Genomic DNA, 23,879 nt, shown 5'->3' with positions numbered 1-23,879 from the left:
TCCCATAGATTTTTCGAGCCTCGAGACCGCCTTCGAACTCGACGACCGCCGCTCAGTGCCTGTAGTGACCTCGAAGGTGTGTCGATGGGATCGCGTTCCACTGTGGCGAGGCGATGGGAGTGATCGCGGCGTAACACATTGCGTGCCATTCCTGGAGTGGATAGCTCAGCGCCTCCGTGCTGATGGAACGTAATCCCGGGTCCACCTTTATTTAAATAGGCACCTCAAACAACTTTTATATCAGAAGAAACGAAATACCGAGCCAAGAGCTTACATGGGGTTTCGATCAACGAGGGAAGCCACGACGACCGGTGACGACCGACGGTCTCGGCAAATCGAGACCGTCCGGTCGTTGTCCGACCACGAGTCGGACGCCGGCAGCTGGGCCCAACGGATGCCACTCGCGGAGGCGGAAGAGCAGTACGGGATGTCGATTCCGAACGAAGAGACGCTGTTCGAGTTGCAACGACTCGAGGCATCGAATCCGATCCGCGTCCACGAGTGGATCGAGGAGGGGATGACCGTCGAGGACATGCGGGATCCGAACGCGGCCGAGGCGTTCCGCGAGCGGCAGGCCGCCCGTCCCGAGGCCGTTCCCGACGATATCGAACGACAGAACAAGCGGTCCGTACTCCGAAGCGAGAAAGCCGCCGCTGCCACGGAGCCGGCCGGCGATGCGGGCGTTCCAGACCCGGTGCGAGACGTGATACAGTCGACAGGGCAGCCCTTGGACGACGGCATTCAGCAGGCGATGGAAGAACGAATGGGCGATTCGTTCGGCGACGTGCAGATCCACGCCGACGCGACCGCCGCGAACGCCTGCGAGGAAATCAACGCGCGGGCGTTTACTGTCGGCAATCACATCGCGTTCAATCACGGCGAGTACGATCCCGAATCGCCGAAGGGCCAGCACATCCTCGCCCACGAGTTAGCGCACGTCCGCCAGCAGACTGGAGCCGACATCAGCATGATGCCTCAAGACGACAGCGGGTTAGAAATCGATCCTGATCCCCAACTCGAGCGCGAAGCCGACGAAGCAGCGGCGAACGCGCTCGAGGATGGACCGGTCGTGGTCAACCGGAAGGGACTCGAGACGCACATCCAGCGAACGGCGTTGGGGAAGTTAAACCCGTTTAGTAGTACGGACAAGCAGGAAGGCGGGGAGTTGGTTCCCGACGAGGTGAAAGCTGAGCCCGAAGCGTTGGCTGAGGAGGTTCGAGAGATCAAGGTCAATCAGGCGAAGCTATTCAACGAGGTTCGCAACGAGCAGGGAACGCTCGATGCTGTTGGGGAAGCGACTGGCAAGGGAATTGTCGGTGGCGGAATCGGGCTTGCTGTCACCGCCGCAACTGCAAACCCGGTGTTGGGTGCGATGGCCGGTGGTGCGTTGTCCGATGCCGCTAAGACACTCTATGGGAAGGTATACGAGCGTGGCCGTGATGCCATCTCCGAAACCGAATTAGATTCCCTTGCTGAGAAAGTCAAACAGCGGATCAAGGGCGACGATCATGGTGGCGTTTCGACTGGCGATGCAGTTTCAAGAGAGGATTTGTGAATATGGACGCTATTATAACTGGAGAGTCCGAGCGGATTGGTTTGAGTGTCATCGATAATCGCGGATCTGAGCACCTCATTGAAATCAACGAAAATGGTGAAATAAAATACCATGAGTGTGAAGACTATGCGGATAACGCGGCCGATCGAACAGTAATGGAAAATGAACATAATAATCAAGTTCGACGCTTCGCTAGATATCACGTCTACCTGGAGCGGGGCTACGACACTCTAAATCCATCTCGCAATCCCGACCGAATCGCCACAGCAATGCTTGCAGTAGCTTCATTTATTCCCGACCAGGTACGGCAGCACTTCGGAGATACCCGTCAGCAGTTGCGGAGTCATGTTGAGAACTCGAAACCAGTCGTTGACGAACCACGCGACGCTCGGCAGGCTGATTTACGGCGTGTCGGTCAAGACATCTATCTTAGCAGTGAGAAAGATTTTATCTCATCTATCGAAGAGTTGACTGAGACGGACCTCTATCAGCAACTCGAGGCAGCGGCAACGACGGGTGCCAGCGACGGAACCCAACTCAATGAGCTACAGGATACGCTCGCCGAGATGGATGTCGATTTCACAGAGTCCGCTGCACACTTTGGTGATAGCCTCATCGAAGCGGTCGGTCCTGTGGGTGTCCGCTGGGAAGAGTCTCAAGAAACCGACAAGGACGTTACCGCTGACTCGAGTCAGCCGCTACCGGATCGGGAACCCGACGCCCGTCCGCAGATGATTGCCGACTTCTACGACTTCGATACCATCGAGGGTTTCCAGGAAGACCTCGTCCACCATTTGCGGTGTCAGGTCCGAGACTGTTACATTGAGATGGGGATCGCGCCGCCGGAAGCTTTCCGGGTACTCGGTCCTGGCTTCTACGAGAACATCGGCTGGTACAGACATCATGAGTTCTATCCCGACTACTACAATTACCACGCTGAAATCGACGACTGGCAGGAAGAACACACGCCCGAGGGTCTATTAGGTTGATCTGAGACAGCTTTTGATAGAGGCACTGGTGTCGAAATTAGGATAAGCGGAGACGCTCCACAATGGTTCTCAAAAGAGACCGAGCAACGGCCGACTCCGACTCTTTGAGTGCCACAACGCACACTCAGGTCGCAGGGCGATCGGAGACGGCTGCGTCGGATGGGTCGGGAGCCCGAACGTGGTTGACGTGCCCAACGGACGAGACGGCCGAAGACAGCGGGTTAGAAATCGATCCTGATCCCCAACTCGAGCGGGAAGCCGAGAACGCTGCCCAGCAGGCGATGGCCGACGGACCAGTGACGATCAACCGGATGGGTTCAGCGATGCACATCCAGCGGTCGGCCAAAGGCGATGCCGAATACGTCACCAAAGACGAGGTTCTCGAGATCGTCGACAACTACTATCGCGGTCACGTCGAGGAGCAGGCGGAATCCGATCCGACTGCGGCCGGTTCCAAACGTGATACCGCACGCGGATCGCTCGAGCAGTCTGATTCCTCGGCTGGGAGCAGTGGGTTCTTGAGAACGATGACGGAGGCTCTCGAGAAGAGCAAATCAGTCGGGCGTGATCTCTCGCAGGCGCTCACAAAGGGTGCGATCGGCTCGCTCGCCGGTGCAGGCGGGAAACTGGTTGGAAAGGTCGGCGGTGGAAGTCTCGGTGCCCTCCTCGGAGGTGCCGTTGGGAGTCTCGCCGGGCCGGTTGGGGCCGGTGCAGGCGCTGCTACTGGTTACCAGTTCGGCGAAGTGCTGGGCGGAGAAATGCTCGGTGGAGCCGCTAGCGATGTGGCCAAACAGGCCACTGATTATACGCTTCCAGACGAGCACGCTGCGTCCGTTGCCGACCTTCACCAGAAATATAAGAAACTTGAAGAGGATGTCAGGGAACTAAAGAAATCAGATGATACCTTGACTGGAGAAAACAATTCACAGGGTGTTGGCGAAAGCCGGAGATAATCAAATATGGATGGACTCATTACAGGAGAAAATGACGAACGTGTTGGTCTGAGCATTATCGATAACGATGATGTTGAGCACGTGGTTGAGATGGAGTTTGACGGAGAGATCAAGCACCACGACCAAGATGGGTACCCGGATAAACCAGTGAATCAAACTGACGAAGAAAGCGAACGTATCCGGCAGGCACGGTCTTTCGCTCGCTATTATGTCTTCGTGGAACGCGGTTATGATACTGTTCCGGCTTCCGAGAATCCAGTCCGAATCGACGCCGTCCGACAAGCGATCAACGAGATGGACCTCGCGGAGTTTGAATCGGTCTTCGGTGACCTCTACCAGCAACTCGAGTACGAGGAGGGAAGTGGAACGTCGCCTGCGATGACCGTTCCATCAGGGGCGACCGACCCGTGTATCTACTGCACGAACGTCTATCTCGGAATTGATCCGCTTGAAACCGACCTCGGGACACAACTCGCCTCGAACCACGGCCTCGACGTTACGCAATCGGCTGCCGAGATCGACCTCACCGACGTTTCAGAGTCGGAACTCGAGTCGTGGGCGGAGTTTTCGGGTGAGTTCGCGGCACAGGCCACCGATACGGGACTAGACCTCAGCGACACAGCCTATATCGACGAGACATCGGATCTCTACGTCAAGTATCCCGACGGTGCACAGTTAGCAGTCGTCGACGATCACCTCGCTCCGGCGACGCGGGACCCGGACACGATCATCGAACTGCTTCCGATCGATCCGCAGGACCTCGAGTATTTCAAATCCTTCATGGATCATTATCTGCGCTGTCAGATCCGGGATTCGTTCGTCGAGATGGGTGTCCACCCACCGGAGGTGTTTCAGGTGATCGGGATGGGTCGATTCATGGCTGCCCGCGGCTACGATTACATCGACTTCTATCCCGAATTCCACAATCCCAACGCCGAAGCGTTCCACTAACAGCCGATGGAATCCACGACGTGACTGTTCACATTCATACTTGTGATCCGGCCAGTCATATGGGGCCTCGTTCAGCACGCCGAACTGAGCAGTCCTCCAGTGCCGATCGGGAAGCATGTCCGTTCGACACATTCTCCCTGATAATGGCGGACAGTGCCTCGGAATCGCCGGACTGCTTCCAGCGGCTGCCACTCGAGGAGGCGGAAGAGCAGTACGGGATGTCGATTCCGAACGAAGAGACGCTGTTCGAGTTACAACGACTCGAGGCGTCGAACCCGGTCCGTGTCCACGAGTGGATCGAGGAGGGGATGACCGTCGAGGACATGCGGGATCCGAACGCGGCCGAGGCGTTCCGTGAGCGGCAGGCCGCCCGTCCCGAGGCCGTTCCCGACGATATCGAACGACAGAACAAGCGGTCCGTACTCCGAAGTGAGAAAGCCGCCGCTGCCACGGAGCCGGCCGGTGATGCGGGCGTTCCAGATCCGGTCCGAGACGTGATACAGTCGACAGGGCAGCCTCTGGATGACGGCATCCAACAGGCGATGGAAGAGCGGATGGGTGATTCGTTCGGCGACGTACGCATTCACGCCGACGCGACCGCCGCCAAAGCTTGTGAGGAGATTAACGCGCGGGCATTCACTGTGGGGAATCACATCGCGTTCAATCACGGCGAGTACGACCCCGAATCGCCGGCGGGACAGCACATCCTCGCCCACGAACTCGCCCACGTCCGCCAGCAGACTGGGGCCGATATCAGCATGATGCCCCAAGACGACAGCAGGTTGGAAATCGATCCTGATCCCCAACTCGAGCGGGAGGCCGACGACGCTGCCCAACAGGCGCTGGCTGATGGGCCGGTGACGATTAATCGGATGGGGTCGGAAATGCAGATTCAGCGGGCGGCCAAAGGCGAAGCCGAGTACGTCACCAAAGACGAGGTTCTCGAGATCGTCGATAACTACTATCGCGGCCACGTCAATGACCAGGCCGACTCCGATCCGACTGCGGCTGGTCCTGAGCGTGGTACTGCGCGCGGATCGCTCGAGCAGTCAGCCAACGCGGCTGAGAGCAGTGGGTTCGTTGGATCGATGAGGGAAGCCTGGGAGAATACCAAATCGGTCGGGAGCGATCTCACCCAGACGATGACCCGGGGTTCGATCGGCTCGCTGGCCGGTGCTGGGGGTAAACTCATCGGAACGGTCGGCGGTGGCAGTCTCGGTGCCCTTCTCGGGGGAGCCGTGGGGAGTCTCGCCGGGCCAATTGGGACCGGTGCAGGCGCTGCCACTGGCTACCAGGTCGGCCAGACACTTGGCGGCGAACTCCTCGGCGGGGCGGCTAGCGATGTGGCTAAACAGGTAACTGATTATACGCTCCCGAAAGAGCACGCTGCGTCCGTTGCCGATCTTCACCAGAAATATAAGAAACTTGAGGACAAAATCGAACGACTAGAGAATGAAAGAGAATCTACTGGATCTGAATTAACGGGTGTTGGCCAAGGAGGTCAGGTGTAATTCATGAAGGCTGTAATTACTGGTGAAAGCGATGAACTCGTCGGAGTGAATCTTCGGGATAACGATGGCGCTGAACACGTCATCGAGATGGCTTTCGATGGTAAAATCACAGCACACCAGCAAGACGGGTATCCTGACAATCCAGCCGAACGGACAGAGGAAGAAAATGAACGGGTGAACCAAGCCCGTCGATTTGCAAAATATTTCGTCTTGGCTGAACGAGGATACGATACTGTTCCGGCGGCTGAGAACCCCATTCGGATTAATGCTGTCCGGAAGGCGATTGACGAGATGAGCGCTGAGGAGTTCAAACGCCACTTCGGCGATCTCTATCAGCAACTCGCTTATGAGGAGGGCGACGGGACCTCCCCTGCAATCACTGTTCCAGGGGAGGCCACTGATCCGAGTATCTTCTGTCAGAACATCTATCTTGGGGTCGATCCCTTCGAGACGGATATTGGTGGGCAACTTGCTGACGAGTACGGTCTTGCTATCGACCAACCGGCCGCCGATATCGATCTCACTGATGTCTCGGCGGATGAAATCGATACATGGGCGGAGTATGCCGGTGAATTCGCCGGTCGTGCAGAGGATGCAGATCTCGACCTGAGTGAGGCAACCTATATCGACGAAACCTCCCAACTCTACGTCAAGTATCCGAACGGGCCAAATCTGACAGCTATCGACGATCATCTTGAGCCGGCAGCGCGCGACCCGGACACTGTCATCGAGCTGCTGCCGATTGACCCACAGGATCTCGAGTATTTCAAGTCCTTCATGGATCATTACCTGCGCTGTCAGATTCGAGATTCGTTCGTCGAGATGGGTGTCCACCCACCCGAAGCGTTTCAGGTGATCGGAATGGGGCGATTCATGTCCACCTGGCGGTACGACAATATTGAGTTCTATCCTCAATTTCACGATCCGAACACCAAAGCGTTCCGCTAACAGCTGGCGGTATCCATGACGTAACTGTTCACATTCATACCTGTGATTCAGTCAACCACTCGAGGGTTCGATCAATACGCCGAACTGAAGAATATATTGACATTACTCGAGGAGGGGATGACCGTCGAGGACATGCGGGATCCGAACGCGGCCGAGGCGTTCCGCGAGCGCCAGGCCGCCCGTCCCGAGGCCGTTCCCAACGATATCGAACGACAGAACAAGCGGTCCGTACTCCGAAGTGAGAAAGCCGCCGCTGCCACGGAGCCGGCCGGTGATGCGGGCGTTCCAGATCCGGTCCGAGACGTGATACAGTCGACCGGCCAACCGCTGGATGACGGCATTCAGCAGGCGATGGAAGAGCGGATGGGCGATTCGTTCGGCGACGTGCAGATCCACGCCGATGCGACCGCCGCGAACGCCTGCGAGGAAATCAACGCGCGGGCGTTTACTGTCGGGAATCACATCGCGTTCAATCACGGCGAGTACGATCCCGAATCGCCGAAGGGCCAGCACATCCTCGCCCACGAGTTAGCGCACGTCCGCCAGCAGACTGGAGCCGATATCAGCATGATGCCCCAAGACGACAGCGGGTTGGCAATCGATCCTGATCCCCAACTCGAGCGGGAAGCCGAGGACGCGGCCCAACAGGCGCTGGCCGACGGGCCGGTAACGATCAATCGAATGGGATCGGAGATGCAGATTCAGCGTGTCAAATCCGGTGCGGAGGCAGTTGCTGCTAGCAATGCTCAGGAGATAACTGATCTCAAACAGCAGGTCGGCGAAATCAGAAAGACGATCAACGGGAATCAGCAGGATATTCAGGAAGTCACTGGGCTCAAAGAGACTGTTAGCCAGAATCAGCGGGAGATTCAGGACACACAGTCGAACTTGAGCGCACTCGAGGACGAGGTCCGTAGCGGGTTTGGCGAGAAGGCGAAAGGCATCATGAAAGGCGGTGCTGTTGCTGGAACAATCGCGTTGGGTCGGGCAGTGAGTGAACCTGCAATTCAGGATGTCCTGAAAGAGACGGCAACTAACCCTCAAGTGGCTGCACCAGCCATCGCTGCTGCCGTGATGACTGCTGGCGTGGCTACTGCCAATGAAGGGCTCAAAAGCGCTTTCGGTGGAATCAGAGACCGACTCTTCAGCGCCGATGATGATGCCGATGGAAAACGTGAGGACGGTGGGGAAACCGACGACTCGTCGATGAAATTCTGGTGATCTCGATGGATGCCAAGATTGTCGGTGAAGATGAGACGGACCTGGGTGTAGAAGTAGTAGATAACAGCAGCATTGAACACCGAATCGTGATGGGATATGACGGTGAAATAACTGGCCACGCACAGGATGGATATCTCGACGATCCTTCAAAACGGACAAATAAACAACATGAGGCTGTATTTGAAGCCCGCCGATTCGCCCGCTATCACGTCTACCGAGAGAAGGGGCACGACACGCTCCCGCCAGCCGAGAACCCGGACCGAATCGCTGCAGTCTTGCTGGCACTGCTGGATCTCAGCGACGCACAGTTCGCGGAGTACTTCCAGACACTGTACGAGCAGGCAGCCAGCCACGACCGATCCGATATCGTTCCGCCACTCGAGTTGCCATCGGCGGTCTACAACGAGGAGTTCCTGCTCTACAAGCAGAAGATCTACCTCGAGGAGGACCTCGAGGCGATACAGAAGCAACTCACCCGACCCGCGACGGAGGTCCTCGGGGAGCAGGATCTCGAGGAGGGAGCCACGGCGACGAGTGAGGGACTCGTCTCGAAAGCGACCTCCCTCGTTGGTGGTGACGGCGAGTCCGATGGCGCTGGCGTTGCACTCACGATCGAGGGAGTGTCAGGAATCGACACCATGTATTACGAGGACACGAACGAGGATCGGACGATCCGAGGGGACGATCCGTTCGATCGCGACCCCGGTGCCCGTCTCGAGATCGTGCCGACGAACTACGACCGGGATCGGTTCCGCTATCACGTCGGCCACAATCTGGTCTGCCAGATCAGGGACTGTTTCATCGGCATGGGGCTGGAACCACCCGAACCCTACCGCGTCCTCGGACACGGCAAGTACAAATATACGGGGAAGTACCGCCACTTCGACTTCTACGACCCGTACTTCGATCACGAGGCCGACATCGACGGGTACGTCGCACCGGTGTAATTCGTCCCCAGCGGGACCGATTATCAGGGGTCGACGCGAGACGCGGTTCCGTTGACCGAACACAACCCTTTTCGACGCTGGCAAGTAGCTAGTGACATGGACGAAACCGCCGTTCGCGACCGGCTCCGGACGGTCGAGGATCCGGAACTCGGCGACGATATCGTTTCGCTCGGGCTCGTCAACGAGATCGACATCGACGGCGAGCAGGTCGATGTCGATCTCGCGTTGGGGGCCCCGTACTCCCCCAGCGAGAGCGATATCGCCGCCGCGGTTCGCGAGGTTCTCACCGACGCAGGCCTCGAGCCCGATCTCACCGCGAGCGTGCCCGATCGCGACGATCTCACCGCCGAGGACCAGGTACTGCCGAACGTCAAGAACGTCATCGCCGTCGCCTCCGGGAAGGGCGGCGTCGGCAAGTCGACCGTCGCGGTCAACCTCGCGGCCGGCCTCTCCCAACTGGGTGCTCGCGTTGGCCTGTTCGACGCCGACGTTTACGGGCCGAACGTCCCGCGGATGGTCGACGCCGACGAGCCGCCGATGGCCACCGAGGACGAGACGCTCGTCCCGCCCGAGAAGTACGGCGTGAAGCTCATGAGCATGGCCTTTCTCACCGGCGAGGACGACCCGGTCATCTGGCGCGGGCCGATGGTCCACAAGGTCATCACGCAACTGACCGAGGACGTCGAGTGGGGCCACCTCGATTACCTCGTGGTCGACCTGCCACCGGGGACCGGCGACACCCAGCTGACGATGCTCCAGACCATGCCCGTCACCGGCGCGGTCATCGTCACGACCCCACAGGATGTCGCCCTAGACGACGCTCGGAAGGGCCTCGAGATGTTCGCCAAACACGACACGGTCGTGCTGGGCATCGCCGAGAACATGTCGACGTTCGCCTGTCCCGACTGTGGCGGCGAACACGACATCTTCGGCTCCGGCGGCGGCGAAGCCTTCGCCGAGGAGCACGAACTCCCGTTCCTCGGTTCGATTCCACTCGACCCCGCCGTCCGCGAGGGCGGCGACGGCGGCAAGCCGACGGTCCTCAAAGACGGGGACGGGACCAGCGACGCCCTCCGAACGATCACCGAGAACGTGGCGAATAACACGGGCATCGTCCACCGACAGGCCATCTCACAGAGCCGACGCAGCGAGCCCACCTCACCGGACCGATGAGCGACGACCAAGACGACACCGAGGGCGGAATCGCGACGGCCGATACCGCCGACTCGGACACCGGATTCGCGCCCGATCCCGAGCGCGTCGAGTCGCTCCGCGAGGTCGCGGACGACGTACGCGGCGACACCAGCGAGAGCAAACAGCTCGCGAACATCCTGTATCGGACCAGCGACCTCTACGACGAGGACGAGGAGACCTCGCCCGAGGAGATCGTCCGCAACGTGAAGTTCATTCTCGAGGTCACCGAACGCGGCGGCCTCGATCGCTGAATCGACCGCCTCGAGACCGATCGACCGGCCGCCGGGGCGCGTCGCTTTTGCGTCTGCCCCTCGAGACACGAGTGTGGACGCGAATCAACGGTCTCGAGCGAACCCCTACGGCATGGACGAGGAGTGTCAGAACTGCCCGGCGCTCTGTGAGACGCGCAGCCGGGTCGTCCACGGCTACGGCGACGTCGACGCTGACTTCCTGTTCGTCGGCGAGCGGCCGACGGCACGCGCCGACGACGCGGGCGTTCCGTTCGCCGGGGTGGGCGGCAGCGACGGCGACGGCGGATTGCGACGGATACTCGAGCGGCTCGGTCTCTGTGACGTGACCTCGCCGGCCGAAACGCCCGCCCTCGAGAACGTCTACCTGACGCATCTCACCCGCTGTCGCGACCCCGATCGGCGACCGACCGACGAGGAGATCGGTAACTGCGAGCCCTATCTCGACGCCGAGATCCGGATGATCAATCCGGAAATCCTCGTTCCCGTCGGGGAGCGCGCGCTGACGGAACTCGGCATCGAGTACACAACGACCCCGGTCGACGACCTCTCGCTGCCCGCCGACCACGCGACGCGGATTCGGGGCCGCGGGTTCGAACTCGTCCCCATGATCGACCCGCAGGCGCAGACGACCGACCAGACGCAGGTCTGGCTCGAGGCGTTCGTGGACCTGATGGCGTCGGACTATCGGCAGACGAAGGGGCGGCAGGAACGGTGAGGAAGCGGCGGTGATCGCGGCTCGAGCGGTTACCAGTACGGGTTCTCGCGCCAGCGTTTCGAGCCGACGCCGGAGGCGATCAACGCCGCGACGGTGAGGACCGCGACGGCGAACACGCCGATCGTCGGGGCGAAGAGGGGACCGGGTGAGTTGAGTAGGTAGCCAGTGCTGAATCCGTACACGCCCAGCGCTGCCAGCGCGGTGATCACGAGCGTCGCGAGCAGTCCGGCGAGCGACTGTTCGTCCATACCGTCTCGGAAGAGCTACACCGTTATAATTCATCTTCATTTCCCGGCGGTTTCGGTCCCGCGACCCCCGGAAGCGCCGCGTTCAAGGGCCGTGCGCTCGGAAGATAGGGCATGATCGTCGTCGTCCCCATCGACCCGCCGCGCGACGGACTCGTCCTCTCGTCGCTCGTCGACGAATCGCCGTTGACCGAAGCCGAGGCCGCGTCGCTCTACGAGGCCACCGTCGCCGACGTCTGCTGGGCCGTCGCACGCAGCGGCGGCGACCTCCTGCTCAACTACCGCGACGCTGAGACCCTGCCGGCCGACGACGCCGACGGTGACCCCGAAGCCGAGGTGCGGGCGCTCGCGCTCGACGCGCTCGGCGAGGATGCAGCGATTCGGTTCGAACGGCAGGTCGGTTCGAACCGCGCCGCTCGCATCGGTAACACCGTCACGCACCTGCTCGAGCAGGAGGGAGCCCAGAGCGTGGGCGTCCTCGAGCCGACGGTGCCGCTGGTCAACCGAACGGAAATCGACGGGGCGGCGATGTCGCTCCGGCGTCACGAGGTCGTGTTGGGGCCGTCGACAGAGGGGCGCAGTTACTTCGCCGGCTTTACCGCGCCGATCGATTTCACCGACGCGTACGCGACGCCGGACCTGTCGACGCTCGCCGAAAAAGCGGCGGCCGCGGGTCTCGGCGTCGGCTTCGCACCGATGCTCCCGTCCGTCGCGACACCGGCCGGGTTGCGGGCGACCGTCGCCGGACTCGAGGCCCGACGGGTGGCCGACCGACCGGGTGCCGAGGCGACGGCCGCGTTCGTCGACGAGGTGGGGCTCACCGTCGGCGGCGACGGCTCGCTCGAGCGCGAATAGACCGACAACCCTTTTTGAACGTGCGGAGAACGTGCAGGTGAGGTGGGGTGGCAGAGCGGCCTAACGCGCCTGCCTTGAGAGCAGGTGGCTGTCAAGCCTCATGGGTTCAAATCCCATCCCCACCGCTTTCCTGCGATTTTGGTGACGATAGACATCTCCATGTCATTCTTGTATCTCTTTCACCTCTATAAGATTTTCCCAGAGTGACAAATACATGCTACGATGGTGTGGTCGTGTTTAGTTTGTAGCACTCTGCTAGACAGCGAAGGCTGGAGCCACGATTATGCGGTTGATGGTTTGACGTGACTGAAACAGTTTGAGCATGAGGAGGTGCGTTGTTTTATGTTTCGAAAGATACGTTCGACAGCGTTCCGATTTCCATGTTTTTCGTATCGAAATAGGTGCCCGTGCCGGCAGAGTGCTGTCTGAAGATGCTGCGCGTCACCGACGAGAAATACCGCATCTTCGACATCGTATTTCTCGATTAGTTCTCGCAGAAAACGTTCAATCAATGCGGTCGTGGCCGTCGAAAATAGCCGTATATGGAAGACTCTGTTTGTTTCAGGATCGGCTGCAGCGTACAGCCAATACTGGAAATCATCGATTTGAATCACGGTTTCGTCGAGCGCAACGTGATTCGGGTTCGCATCTGTTGCTGGCTGTAGATCGGCTTTCTGTACCCAATTGTGTACAGTTTTGCGCGATCGTTCGACACCGAACTTCCACAATTCTAGAACTGTATTCGAAAGATATAATTAAGCAAGATGGAGTCGAATACCGAGCTCCATCAGCTGCCGCGGTGTCAGCTCTCGCTCCACAAAATCCAACTCAATCCAGTCGCGACTACCACTGAGGCGTGCGATTTCTGCCATAAATTAGCTGAAAATCAGCACGCCACACTTTTCACGCTTAACTAAACACGGCCGCGCCAGACGAGGACACATTAATGACGCTGCCGCTCGAGTGTGTAGCTGGAAATCATAGTAACTAATTGATATAAACTCTATGCCGATCTCACTGAGGAGCTCGCGACCACGATCGGACTCTACGTGCTCGGTAAAATCTCCCTTGGGAAAGCTGCAGAGCGGGCTGATGTCACCCGCTGGGAGATGAAAGATATTCTCACTGAGGCTGATGTTGAGGTTCGCCTTGGCCCACAGACCATGGACGATCTCGAGGATGAGGTCGAGACAGCACTCGACATCGAATGAGTGAGTCGTTTTCGCTGCCGGTCATTCTTGATGCAACAGTGTCGAGCAACTTCGCGAGTACTGAGTCGGTAACGTGGCTTACGGCGGTACTTGAGAACCTAACAACTGTCCCTGCCATTGAATGGGAACTTCAACGCGGTATAGAGAACGGGTATCCGTATCTTGAGAACGCACTTGAGGCCATCAGGACTGGACAAATTCCTCTCGAGAAGAGTGTAACAGAACAACTCGAGCAAGCGTATCCAACGATTCGAGACCAACTCGACCCTGGTGAGGCGGAAGCATTCGTTGTTGCCGATAGAACTGATGGCACACTCGTAACCGATGACGGTGCAGCCCGAAACCCTGCTTCTACATACGAAATCAACCTTACGGGTTCTATTGGGCTACTCGTTCGTGGTGTTGTTCGGGACAACCTCACTGTCGAAACAGCTGACAGTTGGTTCACAACCTGGGTTGATGAATGTGATTACTATGCTCCCGTTGAGAGTGTCAGTGATGTCCTTTTTGATGAGTATACTCCAGAATAGCTTCTCTCGCTGTGGTTTCGACAAGACTCGAGATTCGATTCTCACGCAATCCTGTCCCTGAAACACGCACTTTCTTTCACTACTTTCAGTAATGCATATATACCCATACTCAATAATCCAAATGTGTATGATTTGACTGCATTTCAACATGATGTCTTGTATGCGATCGCCGGCCAAGACGAGCCCCATGGGCTTGCGATCAAAGACGAACTCGAGAACTACTGCGAGATAGAGATCCATCACGATCGGTTGTATCCCAACCTTGACGAGGTCGTCAACAAGGGCCTCGTCGAAAAAGGCGAACTCGACAAGCGAACGAACTACTACGCGGTCACTGCCCGCGGCCAGCGCGAGTTCGAGGCCCGGCGTGAATGGGAAGACCAGTACGTCGATGGATTCAGCTCAAGCGACGAGTAGCTAGCTCGATCGGTTATCAGAAGATAGGCCCTCTATCGTGCGAATACGCCGTTTCCTCGGGTGCCGGGCCTAGTCGAATTGAGCAGATTCTCCCGTCTCGAGTCTTGTTCCGACGCTCTTCGAATTGCTCGCTACGCTCGCAGCGGTGGGGGGGCTGCGGGTGTCTCACGGATGAGTCTCGGCATGCCCTGCTTCGCTACACTCAGCAGGATGGTGCCCAGTACTGGTTAGGAGTACGTCATTCAGATGCGCTCTCACTCGTGAAAGCAATGAGCCGTCATTACTCGATGTTAAGTTATATATTGTGGAGTAAATAAACGCGATAGTTAATGGAGATCTCCCATTTCGGTGTATTTATGATTCTGGAATGCAACTTCTATATTAGAATGGCTTCTAATACTGATTCGGATTATTGCAGCGTCGGTATCCGTGGGATTGCCATGTTTATCGATTCGTTTATTTGGTTTCTTCTTACCTTCATTGCGATACCGATTGTCGGCCTTTTCACTGGAAATATCGAGACCAGCAATGGTGTTCATACGGACTTAGGCGGCATGGCTGCGGTTATTGGACTCTCGCTGTGGTTTACTTTTGCAATCGGCTATCACACTATCTGTGAGTGGAAATTCGGACAAACGATAGGAAAATATCTTGTTTCAATTAGAGTTACTCACGAAAGTGGGTCTCCGCCATCTTTGCAAAACTCTTTTATGCGCAATTTAATTAGAATTATTGACTGGTTCCCAGCTTTCTATATCGTTGGAATTGGTGTGTCACTCATATCTGACCGGTATCAACGAATTGGGGATCGCGTTGCGAATACAGTTGTTGTCCGCGAATGACTTTTTCTTTTATTTATTATCAAGCAGCGGTATTGTAAATTTGAGATATATGAACTCATTCTTGAATAGGAACTGTCTAGTTGAGCCAGTTTGAGAAGTGAGTAGGTCGTACTGTTGAGTTGGTTGATACTCGCAGACCTGCTCAGTGAGAACTACGAGGCGGATTTAGAAGAATCTTGGGAGAACAATCGGACGGCGATGCCCGTCAGGACGTTCTCCATCCACCTCCATCAGACCGGTTGTTCGCTTCGAGCGACAACAACGATTCTCGCTGAATTAGGCGTTCAACGCTTTACGGGGGGTTTGGAACTGGATTCTTCGGCTAGCTGACAGCGTATGCGACCCGCCTGAGGCGCAGCCGAAGCGGGTCGCCGTTGACGACACTGCTGTCAAGATTAACGGCGAATGGTCTTGGTTATACGCTGCAATAGACACCGAGACAACGTTGATTCTCGACGTTGCGTTATTTGGGCGGCATGGCACCGATCCGGCGGCTGCGTTTCTCCATCGACTCACCGAGAAACACGATCTCTCCGATGCTGAGTTTCTCGTTGATCAATTCGGCTATCGGACTGCCCTTGCTCGATTAGGATTGAGCGGTCAGGTCAACTATACCGAGCGAAACCTCATCGAAAAGTGGTTTCACACCCTCAAAATGCGTATCGACCGCTTCCATAATTCATGGGTGGTCAGTCGGGCGAGCGTTCGAGAGTGACTTGAATAATTCATTTATTACTACAACCACTAGAGGCCGCATCAATCTCTCGGTGGAAAAACGCCGGTTGAGAAGGTGCAGAACTAGACAGTGACGGTAAATAACTATCCCTCGGAACGATTTGCGAACCGAACTGTCTGAGAGATATTGAATGCCATAGCAACTGCCACATAAATATGTTTGGAAACATTTTACTATATGTTAAATACAAAATCAGCTTTGAATTATTGCTTTAATACCATGTGGGATAGCCAAATATAAGTTCCATTGGAAATTCTGATCAGATGCAGATGTCAGATAGAAATGATAGCTTCAATCGAAGAAAAGTACTTCAAAAAGCTGGGTTTGGCGTTGTCGGATCTAGCCTTGCGCTCTCATCAGTAGGGGCGGCTCAATCAGATGAGACCACTGAGAAAAGCTATGAACTCAGTAAAGAAGAGAAAGAAGCGCTTCTCAAAGAATTAGAGAGAATTGCTGAAGATGAGTTGAATGATGATGTGAAAAACAATTCTGATGGTGTGAATACACAAGCTACGATTCCTAGTTGGGTTCCAGGACTTCCAGACGGACTCCCGTTCAGTTGGTGTCTGAACATTCCATTTGGTCCAGAACTATGTGCACTTGCTGAAGCACCAATCGTGGAGGAGTCGCTCAGTTGTGGCGGTAGCCACTTTACTGGTCGGTCAATCGGTACATCAATTGGTTATGGTCCTAGCGTAGAAGTTGAAAATGACGATCTCACAGGTAACATCCAGAATGAGGTCAGCATGAATATTTTGGTGAATGAGAATTCTGGCTGTATTTATCTTGAATTAGGTGCCGGGTTTGATACAGCGTGTATAGGGCCACGTTGCCCAGATTACCCAGATTTAGACGATGTCTCCGTTACGGAGTTGGCCAATGCTCTCTACGATACCTCTCGAAACTTAGCTGAGGATCTCTATGATGCTGTTGATCTTAGTCCGCCAGAGGTTATTATCACTGCCACGGCTGTTGTGATTGCGCTTGCACTGGCATTAGGTATTATCACTCCACCAGTTCCAGGTATTCCAACATAGTCTAAACATTAGACATCCTCTATAATATGTCTATTTAAGTGCATTATTTATTATTTCAAAACGATAGATATATACATTTCTATTACAAATGTAGAGGTATGATTTCGCTTAACCGATGGCAATATCCATGGGTATTGCTGTCTGTAATAACATTCGGTCTTACTATCGCTGGATATTATTTCACTGGAATTAGTATTACAACAGTTTATCCAACAATCGTCGGGATTGGATTACTAATTATCGTAGTACAACCGAAGTCCTTCGGATATGTAATGTCAGGGTTTGGAATATTATCTCTTATTATCGCTGGCGTGCTTATGTTTAAGGACACCAGTCACATTGTACAAATCTCACTTATTGCTGTTGGGATAGGTGCTCTCGTTGGGGGTATCCAGTCACATAAAAAGAGGTAACTGAGGCACTGCTAGATTGGGGTTGAACTGAGCGGAGTTCTTCGAGGGAAGTGGGAACATGCTGTTCGAAGAACTCCAAGTCGATGTAACGGGTTCTTCTGGTGTGGGATTTTTGAATAGTGATCGGACGCGCACGCCAGCCCGGCTGATCAGGCTGGCGTGCGCTGTCCATGCTGGAGCGGGCTTATTAGCAGAGTGTCGAGACCTCTGTGAGTGGTTCGGCGTCGAACGACGCCGAGCCACGATCCAGCACTGGTACCAAGCCTACGCTGATTATTACGAGCAAGACTTCACAGCAGAACCGGACCGTGTTGCGGTCGATGAGAAACAGATTCAACTAGGGAACGAAGAGAGAGCGTGACTCTACGCTGCGATTGATGTCGATTCGAAAGTCGTGCTCCATGCACGACTTTCGAAGCACAGGGACCGAAATTCCGCTGAACAGTTTTTAGAGGAACTGAAAGAGAAACACCGCGTCGCAGACGCGGAGTTTCTCGTTGATGGGGTGGGCTACCTGACTGCCCGTGCCCAAGCAATCTCAGCGGCGATCTCAACTACACTGACCGCAACATCGTTGAAAAGCTCTTTCAGACCTATACGATGCGAATCGAACGGTTCCATGAAACATGGAACGGCAGTCAGGCCAGCGCTCGGCACTGGCCTGACTGCCCACACCGCCTACTATAACCACCACCGCAGTCATCAAGCACTCGACAATCAACCGCCAGTCAAAGCACTCAAACAGAAGGGTTCAATCTAGCAGTGCCCCATAGCGCATCCATTCTAGTACTCGAAAAGAGTATTTCGAAACGAAGGGTAGGCCGTCTCTGGGATTCAACACCGAGTACTCAATATACTAACAGGGGGGTGCCATACATCCCCAACCGGTTTTCCGTACGGACGCTTCGGCCGGTTGCTCGAGAGAATAGACGCGGCGAAGAAAACGTGAGAATCAGGTCCCGACGCAGCACCGCCGGACTCGAGCCCTATTCGTAGGACAGCTCGAGGTCGCGCGCTCGGTCGAGCAGCTCAGCGTCGTAGTACTCCTCGGTCTGTGCGGGTCGCATGTCGTCGATCGCGCGGACCTGCTGGACGGTGTTACGGAAGTTCTTGAAGGTCGCTTCGTCGACCATCTGGCCGTCGATGGTGACCGCGCCGGTCCCCTCGCGTTTGGCTTCGTTGAAGCGTTCGATCTTGTGCACGTCGCGCTCGAGTTCCTCGGGTGTGGGCATGTGGACGGTGTTGGCCTGGATCGTCTGTTTGGGGTACAGCGACCAGGAGCCGTCGAGCCCGAGCTGGGCCTCGTGTTCGATCTGATCGGCGTACTCGTCGGCGTTGTAGTAGGTCAGGCCGGCACGCTCCTTGAACAGGTCGTCGAAGGGGCCGCCGATCGAGAGCAGGCCGCCGGCGCTGGCCTCGTTCGAGAGGGCCTCGAGCAGGCCGTCCCAGCGGGGCATGCCGTCACCGAGGTCGCGGCCGCCGAGTTCGGCGGCGTAGTCGACGGGGCCGAAGACGAGCGCGGTGAGCCGGGAGTCCGCACCGAATTTGGAGATCTCGCGCAGATCGGAGCGGGCACGACCGGTCTCGACGATGACCGAGAGGCCGATCGAGCCGTCGTCATAGCCGTGTTCGGCCTCCGCCTCAGCGACGACCTCGGCGGCGCGTTTCACGTCCGCGAGACGGCCGACCTTGGGGACGACGACACCGTCGATCTCGTCGCCGATCTCGGCGACGAGCCGGTCGATCTGGTTGCGCCCCTTCTCGCAGTACTCCTCGTCCTCGTAGCTCCACTCGACGCGGGGCCAGATCTCGCCGGGGAAGTCGTACTGGGGAACCTTCTCGATGGTGTTCTCGAGGCCCTCGGCTTTCATATCGGGTGCCGTCCCGTCTTCCATGTCGGGGACGAGCCAGTCGGGGGCCTGGAACCCCTCCGCCTCGAGCGCGGAAGTGAGGTACTTCGCCGAGTCGTCTTTCGGAACGGCGGCCGGTGCGGTCTGGAACGTACGGCAGAGTCGAATGTCGTCGGTCATGTTTTGTCTCGGTGTGTGTCTGCGGTCGTCTCTGATGGTCGTCGTCTCAGTTCGAGCGCTTTCGAACCTCGGCGGTTCGCGTCCCCGAGTAAACCGGGTCGTCGTCCTGATTGAACGCGATGTGTTCGAATGTGACGGTGCCGGCGGCATCGCTCGAGGCGTCGTCCTCGGCCGCGATGACGCGCGTGAAGGCGTAGACGGTATCGCCGACGGCGACGAACGTGTGGAAGGATTCGTCGTCGAAGCCGACCTCGCGCCACGTCCGTTCGTCCGAGCGGGCGTGGCCGAGCGCCGTCGAGCGGGTCACGTCACCGTAGGTGACGATGTCCCCCGACGGCGAGTCGGCCATGACGTCGACGTTGTGGTGTTGCTTGGCCGTGTTCAGCGTCGCCAACGGCAGCGAGGCGACGGTCACGTCGTCCTGGGTGCGGCCGCGCTCGTGCCGGTAGGCGACGGCCGCGTTCCCGTCGGCGGCTTGCTCGAGGGCCGCGACGAAGTCCTCGTAGTAGCCGCCTTCGGGGGCGACGAACTCCTCGGGGAGGTCGGGTTCGTCATCGCCGTCCTCGTCGGCGGTTGCGGCTCCGCTCCCGTCCGTGGCCATCGGCTCGCGGCGCGGAATCATATTCGTCCGCTCGTAGGAGCAGAGCACGTCGCCGGTCTCGGCGTCCGTGCCGCGGGTGCGCCATGAGACGATACCGTACTCGGGTCGGGAACTCGAGGTTGCACAGTTGACGACCTCGCTCTCGACGTGGAGTTCGGTGCCCGCGTAGACCGGCGCTTCGGGAAACCGCACGTCGGTCCGTCCGAGGAAGTAGCCGCCCTTCTCGCTGAGATCCTCGACGGTGATGCCCAGCGTCGCCGCGGTGAGATAGTCCGGGTGGATCGGCGGTTCGTCGAACCCGCGGGCGTCGGCGGCGTCGGTCCGCCAGTAGGCGGGGTCGTGGTTCAAGGTCTGGCTCATCCACTGCTCGTTGCCCCACTCGGTGAGGGTGAGTCCGGGATCGTGTTCGACGAGATCTCCCTCCTCGAAGTCCTCGAAGCAGTTGCCCTTCTCCTTGGTCTCGACTTCCTCGAGTGCCTGTGCGAACGTGTCGGGATCGGTCCAATCAGTCATCTGCAGTCACCTCGTCGGTCTCGGTTCGCTGTCGGTCCCGCTCGCGGCGGGCGATCGTCCGTCGCATCTCGTTTTCGACGATCATGTACCCCTCGTCGAACCCCATCCCGGGCTTTGCGAGCACCTGCGCGGCGTTCGTCGCGAGTGCGACGTGGGCACAGGCTCGCGCGGAGGTTTCCGTTTCGTTACAGGTGCCGCCGAGATAGGCACGGGTGTCGGTCCCCTCGCAGTAGCGGACCGCCTGTCCGCTGCGGTGGATCCCGCCCAGATCGGGCGTCTTCACCTGCACGAGGTCGGCCGCGCCCGCGTCGACGAACGCCTGCACGTCCTCGAAGGTGTTACACCACTCGTCGGCGACGATGTCGACGCCGACGTCGGCGTCGGCGAGCCCCTCGCGGAGCTCGACCATCGCGTCGATCTGGTCGGCGCGATCGCCGACGTCCATCGGCCCCTCGATCTGGATCGGGAAGGGGTCGGCGGCGTCCTCGAGCGCGGCGAAGTAGTCGACGACCTCGTCGCGGTCGTAGGGCGCACCGAAGATCTCCCCGATCATCCCGTAGACGTCGATGTGGAAGCGGGGATCGTAGCCGTCCGGTCCGAGTTCCTGCGAGCGCTCGACGAGCCACTCGACGTACTCGAGCAGCGTCTCGCCGTTCTCGCCGATCTTCTCGACGCTGTTGATGAGCGCGTGGGGCAAGACGGGGACGCCCTTGACGAACATCTTTTCCGTGTTGTTGTATCGGTCGTCGCCGGACTGACCGAAGACCGGCACCGGCTCCGTCGCGGGCTCGGTGTCGAGCGCGTCGGCCATCACGTCCGTTCGTGTGGTGTTCTGGGCGTCCGCGGCTGCAGCGAGCAGCGCCTGCGAGACGCCGTACCGGATCGCCGTGTGGAGCCGGTCCCCGTCGACCGCCATCTCCTCGAGCAGTTCGGCGTTGTCGAGGAACTCGGTGGCGTCCCGGCCCTCGAGTGCGTCGGCGACGGGACCCTCGATAACGGGGGCGTACGCCGCAGCCTGGAAGAGCGGATCGCGGCCGCCGGCACCGGAGTACTGGACCGCGGCGCAGTCGCCCCGCACCACGGTGCCGTCGGCGAGTTCGACGTCGACGATGAGCGTCTCGCCGGCCTGTCGAATCTCGTCGAAGCCGTCGGTGACCGGCTCGCCCTCGTAGGTGAAGCCGTCGTGTGCTGCTCCCTGCTTGATCGCGCGCTGGTCGTCGAAGAAGAACCCGGAGTAGCCGGGCGTGGCGTGTAATCCTGTAATCTCCATTTAGACGTCACCCTGTGGTCGGCCGATGAGTTTTCCGTCGCTGATCGCGTCGACGTCGTCCGCGACCATCCGGAAGGACTGATCGCGGCCCTCGGTCGTGGCGCGTTGCGAGAGTCGAGCCTTGTGGATCTCCTTGATGTCGTCGTCCATCTCGAGGTCGGCCCACTCGAAGATGCGGACGCGACCGTCGTCGTCCCGTGCGGGCAGGACGGCCCCGGCGGCGCTGTCGCTGGGTGCAAAGGGCACGTCGAGCGCGCCCGAGTCGAAGGCCTTGAGCGTCCCCTGGACGACGTCGCCGTCGCCGTGCTCGAAGATGGTGTCCATCAGACAGCGGGTCTCGCGTTCGATGAGGTCCTGTTCCTCCGCGATGCCGTCGATGTCGATCTTTTGCTCGATGGCCATGTCGATGACCTGCCGCGTCGTGCGCAGGCCGGCGGAGTTGGCCTCCTTGGTCGGGACCCCCTGGAACTCCTGGGGGGACTTGGTGATGACCTTGTCCGGCTGAGCGATGGCCGCGGTCATGCCGCCGAGGCTGATGACGCCGTTGGCGCGGGCCTCGTCCGGCGGGAAGCCGCCCATCCACTCGTGGAAGACGGTCGTGACGACGACCTCGTCGGGGAGGTACTCGTTGCCCAACTTCTTCAGGGCGTTCAGGGCGGCCACGTCTTGGACGACGTTGCCGACCTGACCGTAGCCGAGCGTGATCGAGCGCACGCCCTGAGTCGCAGCGAGTTTCCCCTCGACCAGCATGATCGCGATCGCGATCGACGGCGGGACCAAGGTCCCCGTCAGCGGCCCGAACGGCTCGCGGTTGATCCGCACGCCGCGTTCGGTGTAGGCCCCCGCCAGCCGGTCGACGAACTGCCACTTCTCGATGGTCTCCTCTAACCCGTGGCGTTTCGTGTACGGGATATTGTACGAGATCGGCCCGCCCTCGAAGCTCTGGAAGCCGCCGGCGAAGGTGATCGCCGCCAGCAGTCGGGCGTCGGGCGTGCCGTGGCGGACCTCGATCGGCGCGTCGATCGCGTCGATCAGTTCTCGACAGCCGTCGACGCCGTGGTTGACCGCCGGGAAGCCGTTCAGCGTGTCGTCGCCCGTCTCGAGGGCTTTGTCGAGCCCTTGCTGGGCCTTCTCGTACTCGTTGTCGCGCGTGTACGAGTCGATCGTCGTCGGGAGGAGATCAGCCTGGCCCTCCTCGTGGAGATACCGCAGGAGCTCGATCTGGTCGTCGAGGCGCGGAACGCCGGCCCGGGGTTGGAGCAGGGGCTTGTCGGCCGACTCGAGGACGTCCGCGAATCGCTTGTGGTCGGGCAGCGACTCGTGGTACTCGATGGCGTCCTCGAAGTCGACGTCCGCACCCGTCGGCCAGTTCGACCGAATCTCCTCGTCGATACGCCGTAGCTCGTCGGATGGAATGCGTTCGTCTCGTATCATCTAGCCATCTAGGAGGTAATTGTGGCCGGCTCCGATTCGGTCGGCGAGATCTGGAGATCCTCGCGGAGCGCGGCGATCGCGTCCTCGGGGTCGGTCTCGGAGTCGAAGACGCGGTCGAACCCGAGCTCCCGGAACGTTTGCCGGGTTTGCTCGAAGTCGTCCTGGCCGACGGCGAGGTTGCCGCCGATGTAGCTGACCGCGTCGACGCCCGCGTCCTCGAGAACGCTGTGGAATCCCTGGCAGTCCTGCTCGGCGTGGCCGTAGAGCGAGGAGACGAGTACAGCGCTTGCGTCGTGGGCTTTGGCGGCCTCCGCGAACTCCTCCTGAGAGGTCTGAACGCCGAGGTTCACGACATCGAAGCCGGCTGCACTGAAGGCTTGCTCTAAGATTGTGATGCCAACGACGTGGGCATCGGAGCCGATAACGCCGAGGACGACCGTTTGGGACATCGTATCCAGAACCATGAGGAACTCGGGTATAAACCTAATGATCTTCCATGATAATACTCCT

General features: G+C 58.5%; 22 protein-coding genes, 1 tRNA gene and 4 pseudogenes. 20 read left to right on the top strand and 7 right to left on the bottom strand.

The window, feature by feature from the left end:
* Positions 1–274: 274 nt before the first annotated feature.
* From ALTAJ2_RS06760 to ALTAJ2_RS06710, 11 genes are all read left to right on the top strand, one after another.
* The gene (locus ALTAJ2_RS06760) at positions 275–1,555 is read left to right on the top strand and encodes an eCIS core domain-containing protein (RefSeq protein WP_050031438.1); all 1,281 of its coding nucleotides are present in this window, start codon (positions 275–277) and stop codon (positions 1,553–1,555) included.
* A gap of 41 nt (positions 1,556–1,596) precedes the next feature.
* A complete protein-coding gene (locus ALTAJ2_RS06755) occupies positions 1,597–2,544 on the top strand; it encodes a hypothetical protein (protein WP_239647707.1) in 948 nt (315 codons plus the stop codon).
* 182 nt (positions 2,545–2,726) lie between these two features.
* A complete protein-coding gene (locus ALTAJ2_RS06750) occupies positions 2,727–3,497 on the top strand; it encodes a hypothetical protein (RefSeq protein ID WP_007108487.1) in 771 nt (256 codons plus the stop codon).
* A gap of 294 nt (positions 3,498–3,791) precedes the next feature.
* On the top strand, positions 3,792–4,448 hold the full coding sequence (locus tag ALTAJ2_RS06745) for a hypothetical protein (RefSeq protein ID WP_007108485.1): 657 nt from the start codon (positions 3,792–3,794) through the stop codon (positions 4,446–4,448).
* Between the two features lie 143 nt (positions 4,449–4,591).
* Positions 4,592–5,959: an eCIS core domain-containing protein gene (locus tag ALTAJ2_RS06740; protein ID WP_144240221.1), complete on the top strand. Its 1,368-nt coding sequence runs from the start codon at positions 4,592–4,594 to the stop codon at positions 5,957–5,959.
* Between the two features lie 3 nt (positions 5,960–5,962).
* Entirely contained in the window at positions 5,963–6,907 is a 945-nt protein-coding gene (locus ALTAJ2_RS06735; protein ID WP_007108483.1) for a hypothetical protein, read from the top strand.
* Positions 6,908–6,952: 45 nt separating this feature from the next.
* On the top strand, positions 6,953–8,128 hold the full coding sequence (locus ALTAJ2_RS06730; RefSeq protein ID WP_394297072.1) for an eCIS core domain-containing protein: 1,176 nt from the start codon (positions 6,953–6,955) through the stop codon (positions 8,126–8,128).
* Positions 8,129–8,133: 5 nt separating this feature from the next.
* Positions 8,134–9,075, top strand: a complete 942-nt coding sequence (locus ALTAJ2_RS06725) for a hypothetical protein (RefSeq protein ID WP_050031441.1) — start codon at positions 8,134–8,136, stop codon at positions 9,073–9,075.
* A gap of 96 nt (positions 9,076–9,171) precedes the next feature.
* Positions 9,172–10,248: an Mrp/NBP35 family ATP-binding protein gene (locus tag ALTAJ2_RS06720; RefSeq protein ID WP_007108479.1), complete on the top strand. Its 1,077-nt coding sequence runs from the start codon at positions 9,172–9,174 to the stop codon at positions 10,246–10,248.
* Positions 10,245–10,520 carry a hypothetical protein gene (locus ALTAJ2_RS06715; RefSeq protein WP_007108478.1) on the top strand — a complete coding sequence of 92 codons (276 nt, stop codon included), beginning with the start codon at positions 10,245–10,247 and terminating at the stop codon, positions 10,518–10,520. Before ALTAJ2_RS06720 ends, ALTAJ2_RS06715 begins: the two co-directional genes overlap by 4 nt.
* A gap of 112 nt (positions 10,521–10,632) precedes the next feature.
* On the top strand, positions 10,633–11,235 hold the full coding sequence (locus ALTAJ2_RS06710) for a uracil-DNA glycosylase (RefSeq protein ID WP_007108477.1): 603 nt from the start codon (positions 10,633–10,635) through the stop codon (positions 11,233–11,235).
* Positions 11,236–11,264: 29 nt separating this feature from the next.
* Here the strand turns inward: ALTAJ2_RS06710 and ALTAJ2_RS06705 are convergent, their stop codons facing one another.
* The gene (locus ALTAJ2_RS06705) at positions 11,265–11,483 is read right to left on the bottom strand and encodes a hypothetical protein (RefSeq protein WP_007108476.1); all 219 of its coding nucleotides are present in this window, start codon (positions 11,481–11,483) and stop codon (positions 11,265–11,267) included.
* A 111-nt stretch (positions 11,484–11,594) separates the two neighbouring features.
* Between ALTAJ2_RS06705 and ALTAJ2_RS06700 the strand changes: the two genes are divergently transcribed.
* Both ALTAJ2_RS06700 and ALTAJ2_RS06695 read left to right on the top strand, forming a co-directional pair.
* Positions 11,595–12,335, top strand: a complete 741-nt coding sequence (locus tag ALTAJ2_RS06700) for a hypothetical protein (protein WP_007108475.1) — start codon at positions 11,595–11,597, stop codon at positions 12,333–12,335.
* A 41-nt stretch (positions 12,336–12,376) separates the two neighbouring features.
* Positions 12,377–12,460, top strand: a tRNA-Ser gene (locus ALTAJ2_RS06695).
* Between the two features lie 156 nt (positions 12,461–12,616).
* Here the strand turns inward: ALTAJ2_RS06695 and ALTAJ2_RS18540 are convergent.
* Positions 12,617–13,207, bottom strand: a pseudogene (locus ALTAJ2_RS18540) (IS6 family transposase).
* Positions 13,208–13,360: 153 nt separating this feature from the next.
* On the opposite strand from ALTAJ2_RS18540, the pseudogene ALTAJ2_RS18535 reads away from it, so the two are divergent.
* The 7 genes and pseudogenes from ALTAJ2_RS18535 to ALTAJ2_RS20485 form a co-directional block, all read left to right on the top strand.
* Positions 13,361–13,546, top strand: a pseudogene (locus tag ALTAJ2_RS18535) (UPF0175 family protein); the annotation flags it as partial.
* A complete protein-coding gene (locus tag ALTAJ2_RS18530) occupies positions 13,543–14,076 on the top strand; it encodes a hypothetical protein (protein ID WP_007108472.1) in 534 nt (177 codons plus the stop codon). The pseudogene ALTAJ2_RS18535 and the gene ALTAJ2_RS18530, both read left to right, overlap by 4 nt.
* A gap of 123 nt (positions 14,077–14,199) precedes the next feature.
* Positions 14,200–14,493, top strand: coding sequence for a helix-turn-helix transcriptional regulator (locus ALTAJ2_RS06690; RefSeq protein WP_049899940.1), 294 nt, complete (start codon positions 14,200–14,202; stop codon positions 14,491–14,493).
* Between the two features lie 329 nt (positions 14,494–14,822).
* Positions 14,823–15,335 (top strand): RDD family protein, encoded by a 513-nt coding sequence (locus ALTAJ2_RS18525; RefSeq protein WP_239647705.1) that lies wholly within the window; start codon positions 14,823–14,825, stop codon positions 15,333–15,335.
* A gap of 123 nt (positions 15,336–15,458) precedes the next feature.
* A pseudogene (locus tag ALTAJ2_RS18520) lies at positions 15,459–16,083 on the top strand (IS6 family transposase).
* Positions 16,084–16,334: 251 nt separating this feature from the next.
* Positions 16,335–17,108, top strand: coding sequence for a hypothetical protein (locus ALTAJ2_RS19105; RefSeq protein ID WP_144240219.1), 774 nt, complete (start codon positions 16,335–16,337; stop codon positions 17,106–17,108).
* Positions 17,109–17,582: 474 nt separating this feature from the next.
* Positions 17,583–18,281 (top strand): annotated as a pseudogene (locus ALTAJ2_RS20485) (IS6 family transposase).
* A 226-nt stretch (positions 18,282–18,507) separates the two neighbouring features.
* Here the strand turns inward: ALTAJ2_RS20485 and citE are convergent.
* Genes citE through glmS form a run of 5 tightly spaced genes read right to left on the bottom strand, consistent with a single transcriptional unit; the run spans position 18,508 to position 23,833 of the window.
* Complete coding sequence (gene citE, locus ALTAJ2_RS06685) at positions 18,508–19,551, bottom strand: L-malyl-CoA/beta-methylmalyl-CoA lyase (protein ID WP_007108469.1); 1,044 nt, start codon at positions 19,549–19,551, stop codon at positions 18,508–18,510.
* Between the two features lie 46 nt (positions 19,552–19,597).
* On the bottom strand, positions 19,598–20,665 hold the full coding sequence (gene mch, locus ALTAJ2_RS06680) for a 2-methylfumaryl-CoA hydratase (protein WP_007108468.1): 1,068 nt from the start codon (positions 20,663–20,665) through the stop codon (positions 19,598–19,600).
* Positions 20,658–21,935, bottom strand: a complete 1,278-nt coding sequence (locus tag ALTAJ2_RS06675; protein WP_007108467.1) for a methylaspartate ammonia-lyase — start codon at positions 21,933–21,935, stop codon at positions 20,658–20,660. Before ALTAJ2_RS06675 ends, mch begins: the two co-directional genes overlap by 8 nt.
* Positions 21,936–23,369 carry a methylaspartate mutase subunit E gene (locus ALTAJ2_RS06670; protein ID WP_007108466.1) on the bottom strand — a complete coding sequence of 478 codons (1,434 nt, stop codon included), beginning with the start codon at positions 23,367–23,369 and terminating at the stop codon, positions 21,936–21,938.
* Between the two features lie 8 nt (positions 23,370–23,377).
* Positions 23,378–23,833, bottom strand: a complete 456-nt coding sequence (glmS, locus tag ALTAJ2_RS06665) for a methylaspartate mutase subunit S (protein WP_006186758.1) — start codon at positions 23,831–23,833, stop codon at positions 23,378–23,380.
* Positions 23,834–23,879: the final 46 nt, after the last annotated feature.

This window comes from Natrinema altunense (genome assembly GCF_000731985.1).
In the GTDB taxonomy this organism is placed as follows: domain Archaea; phylum Halobacteriota; class Halobacteria; order Halobacteriales; family Natrialbaceae; genus Natrinema; species Natrinema altunense.
This window is presented reverse-complemented; position numbering and strand designations above follow the sequence as displayed.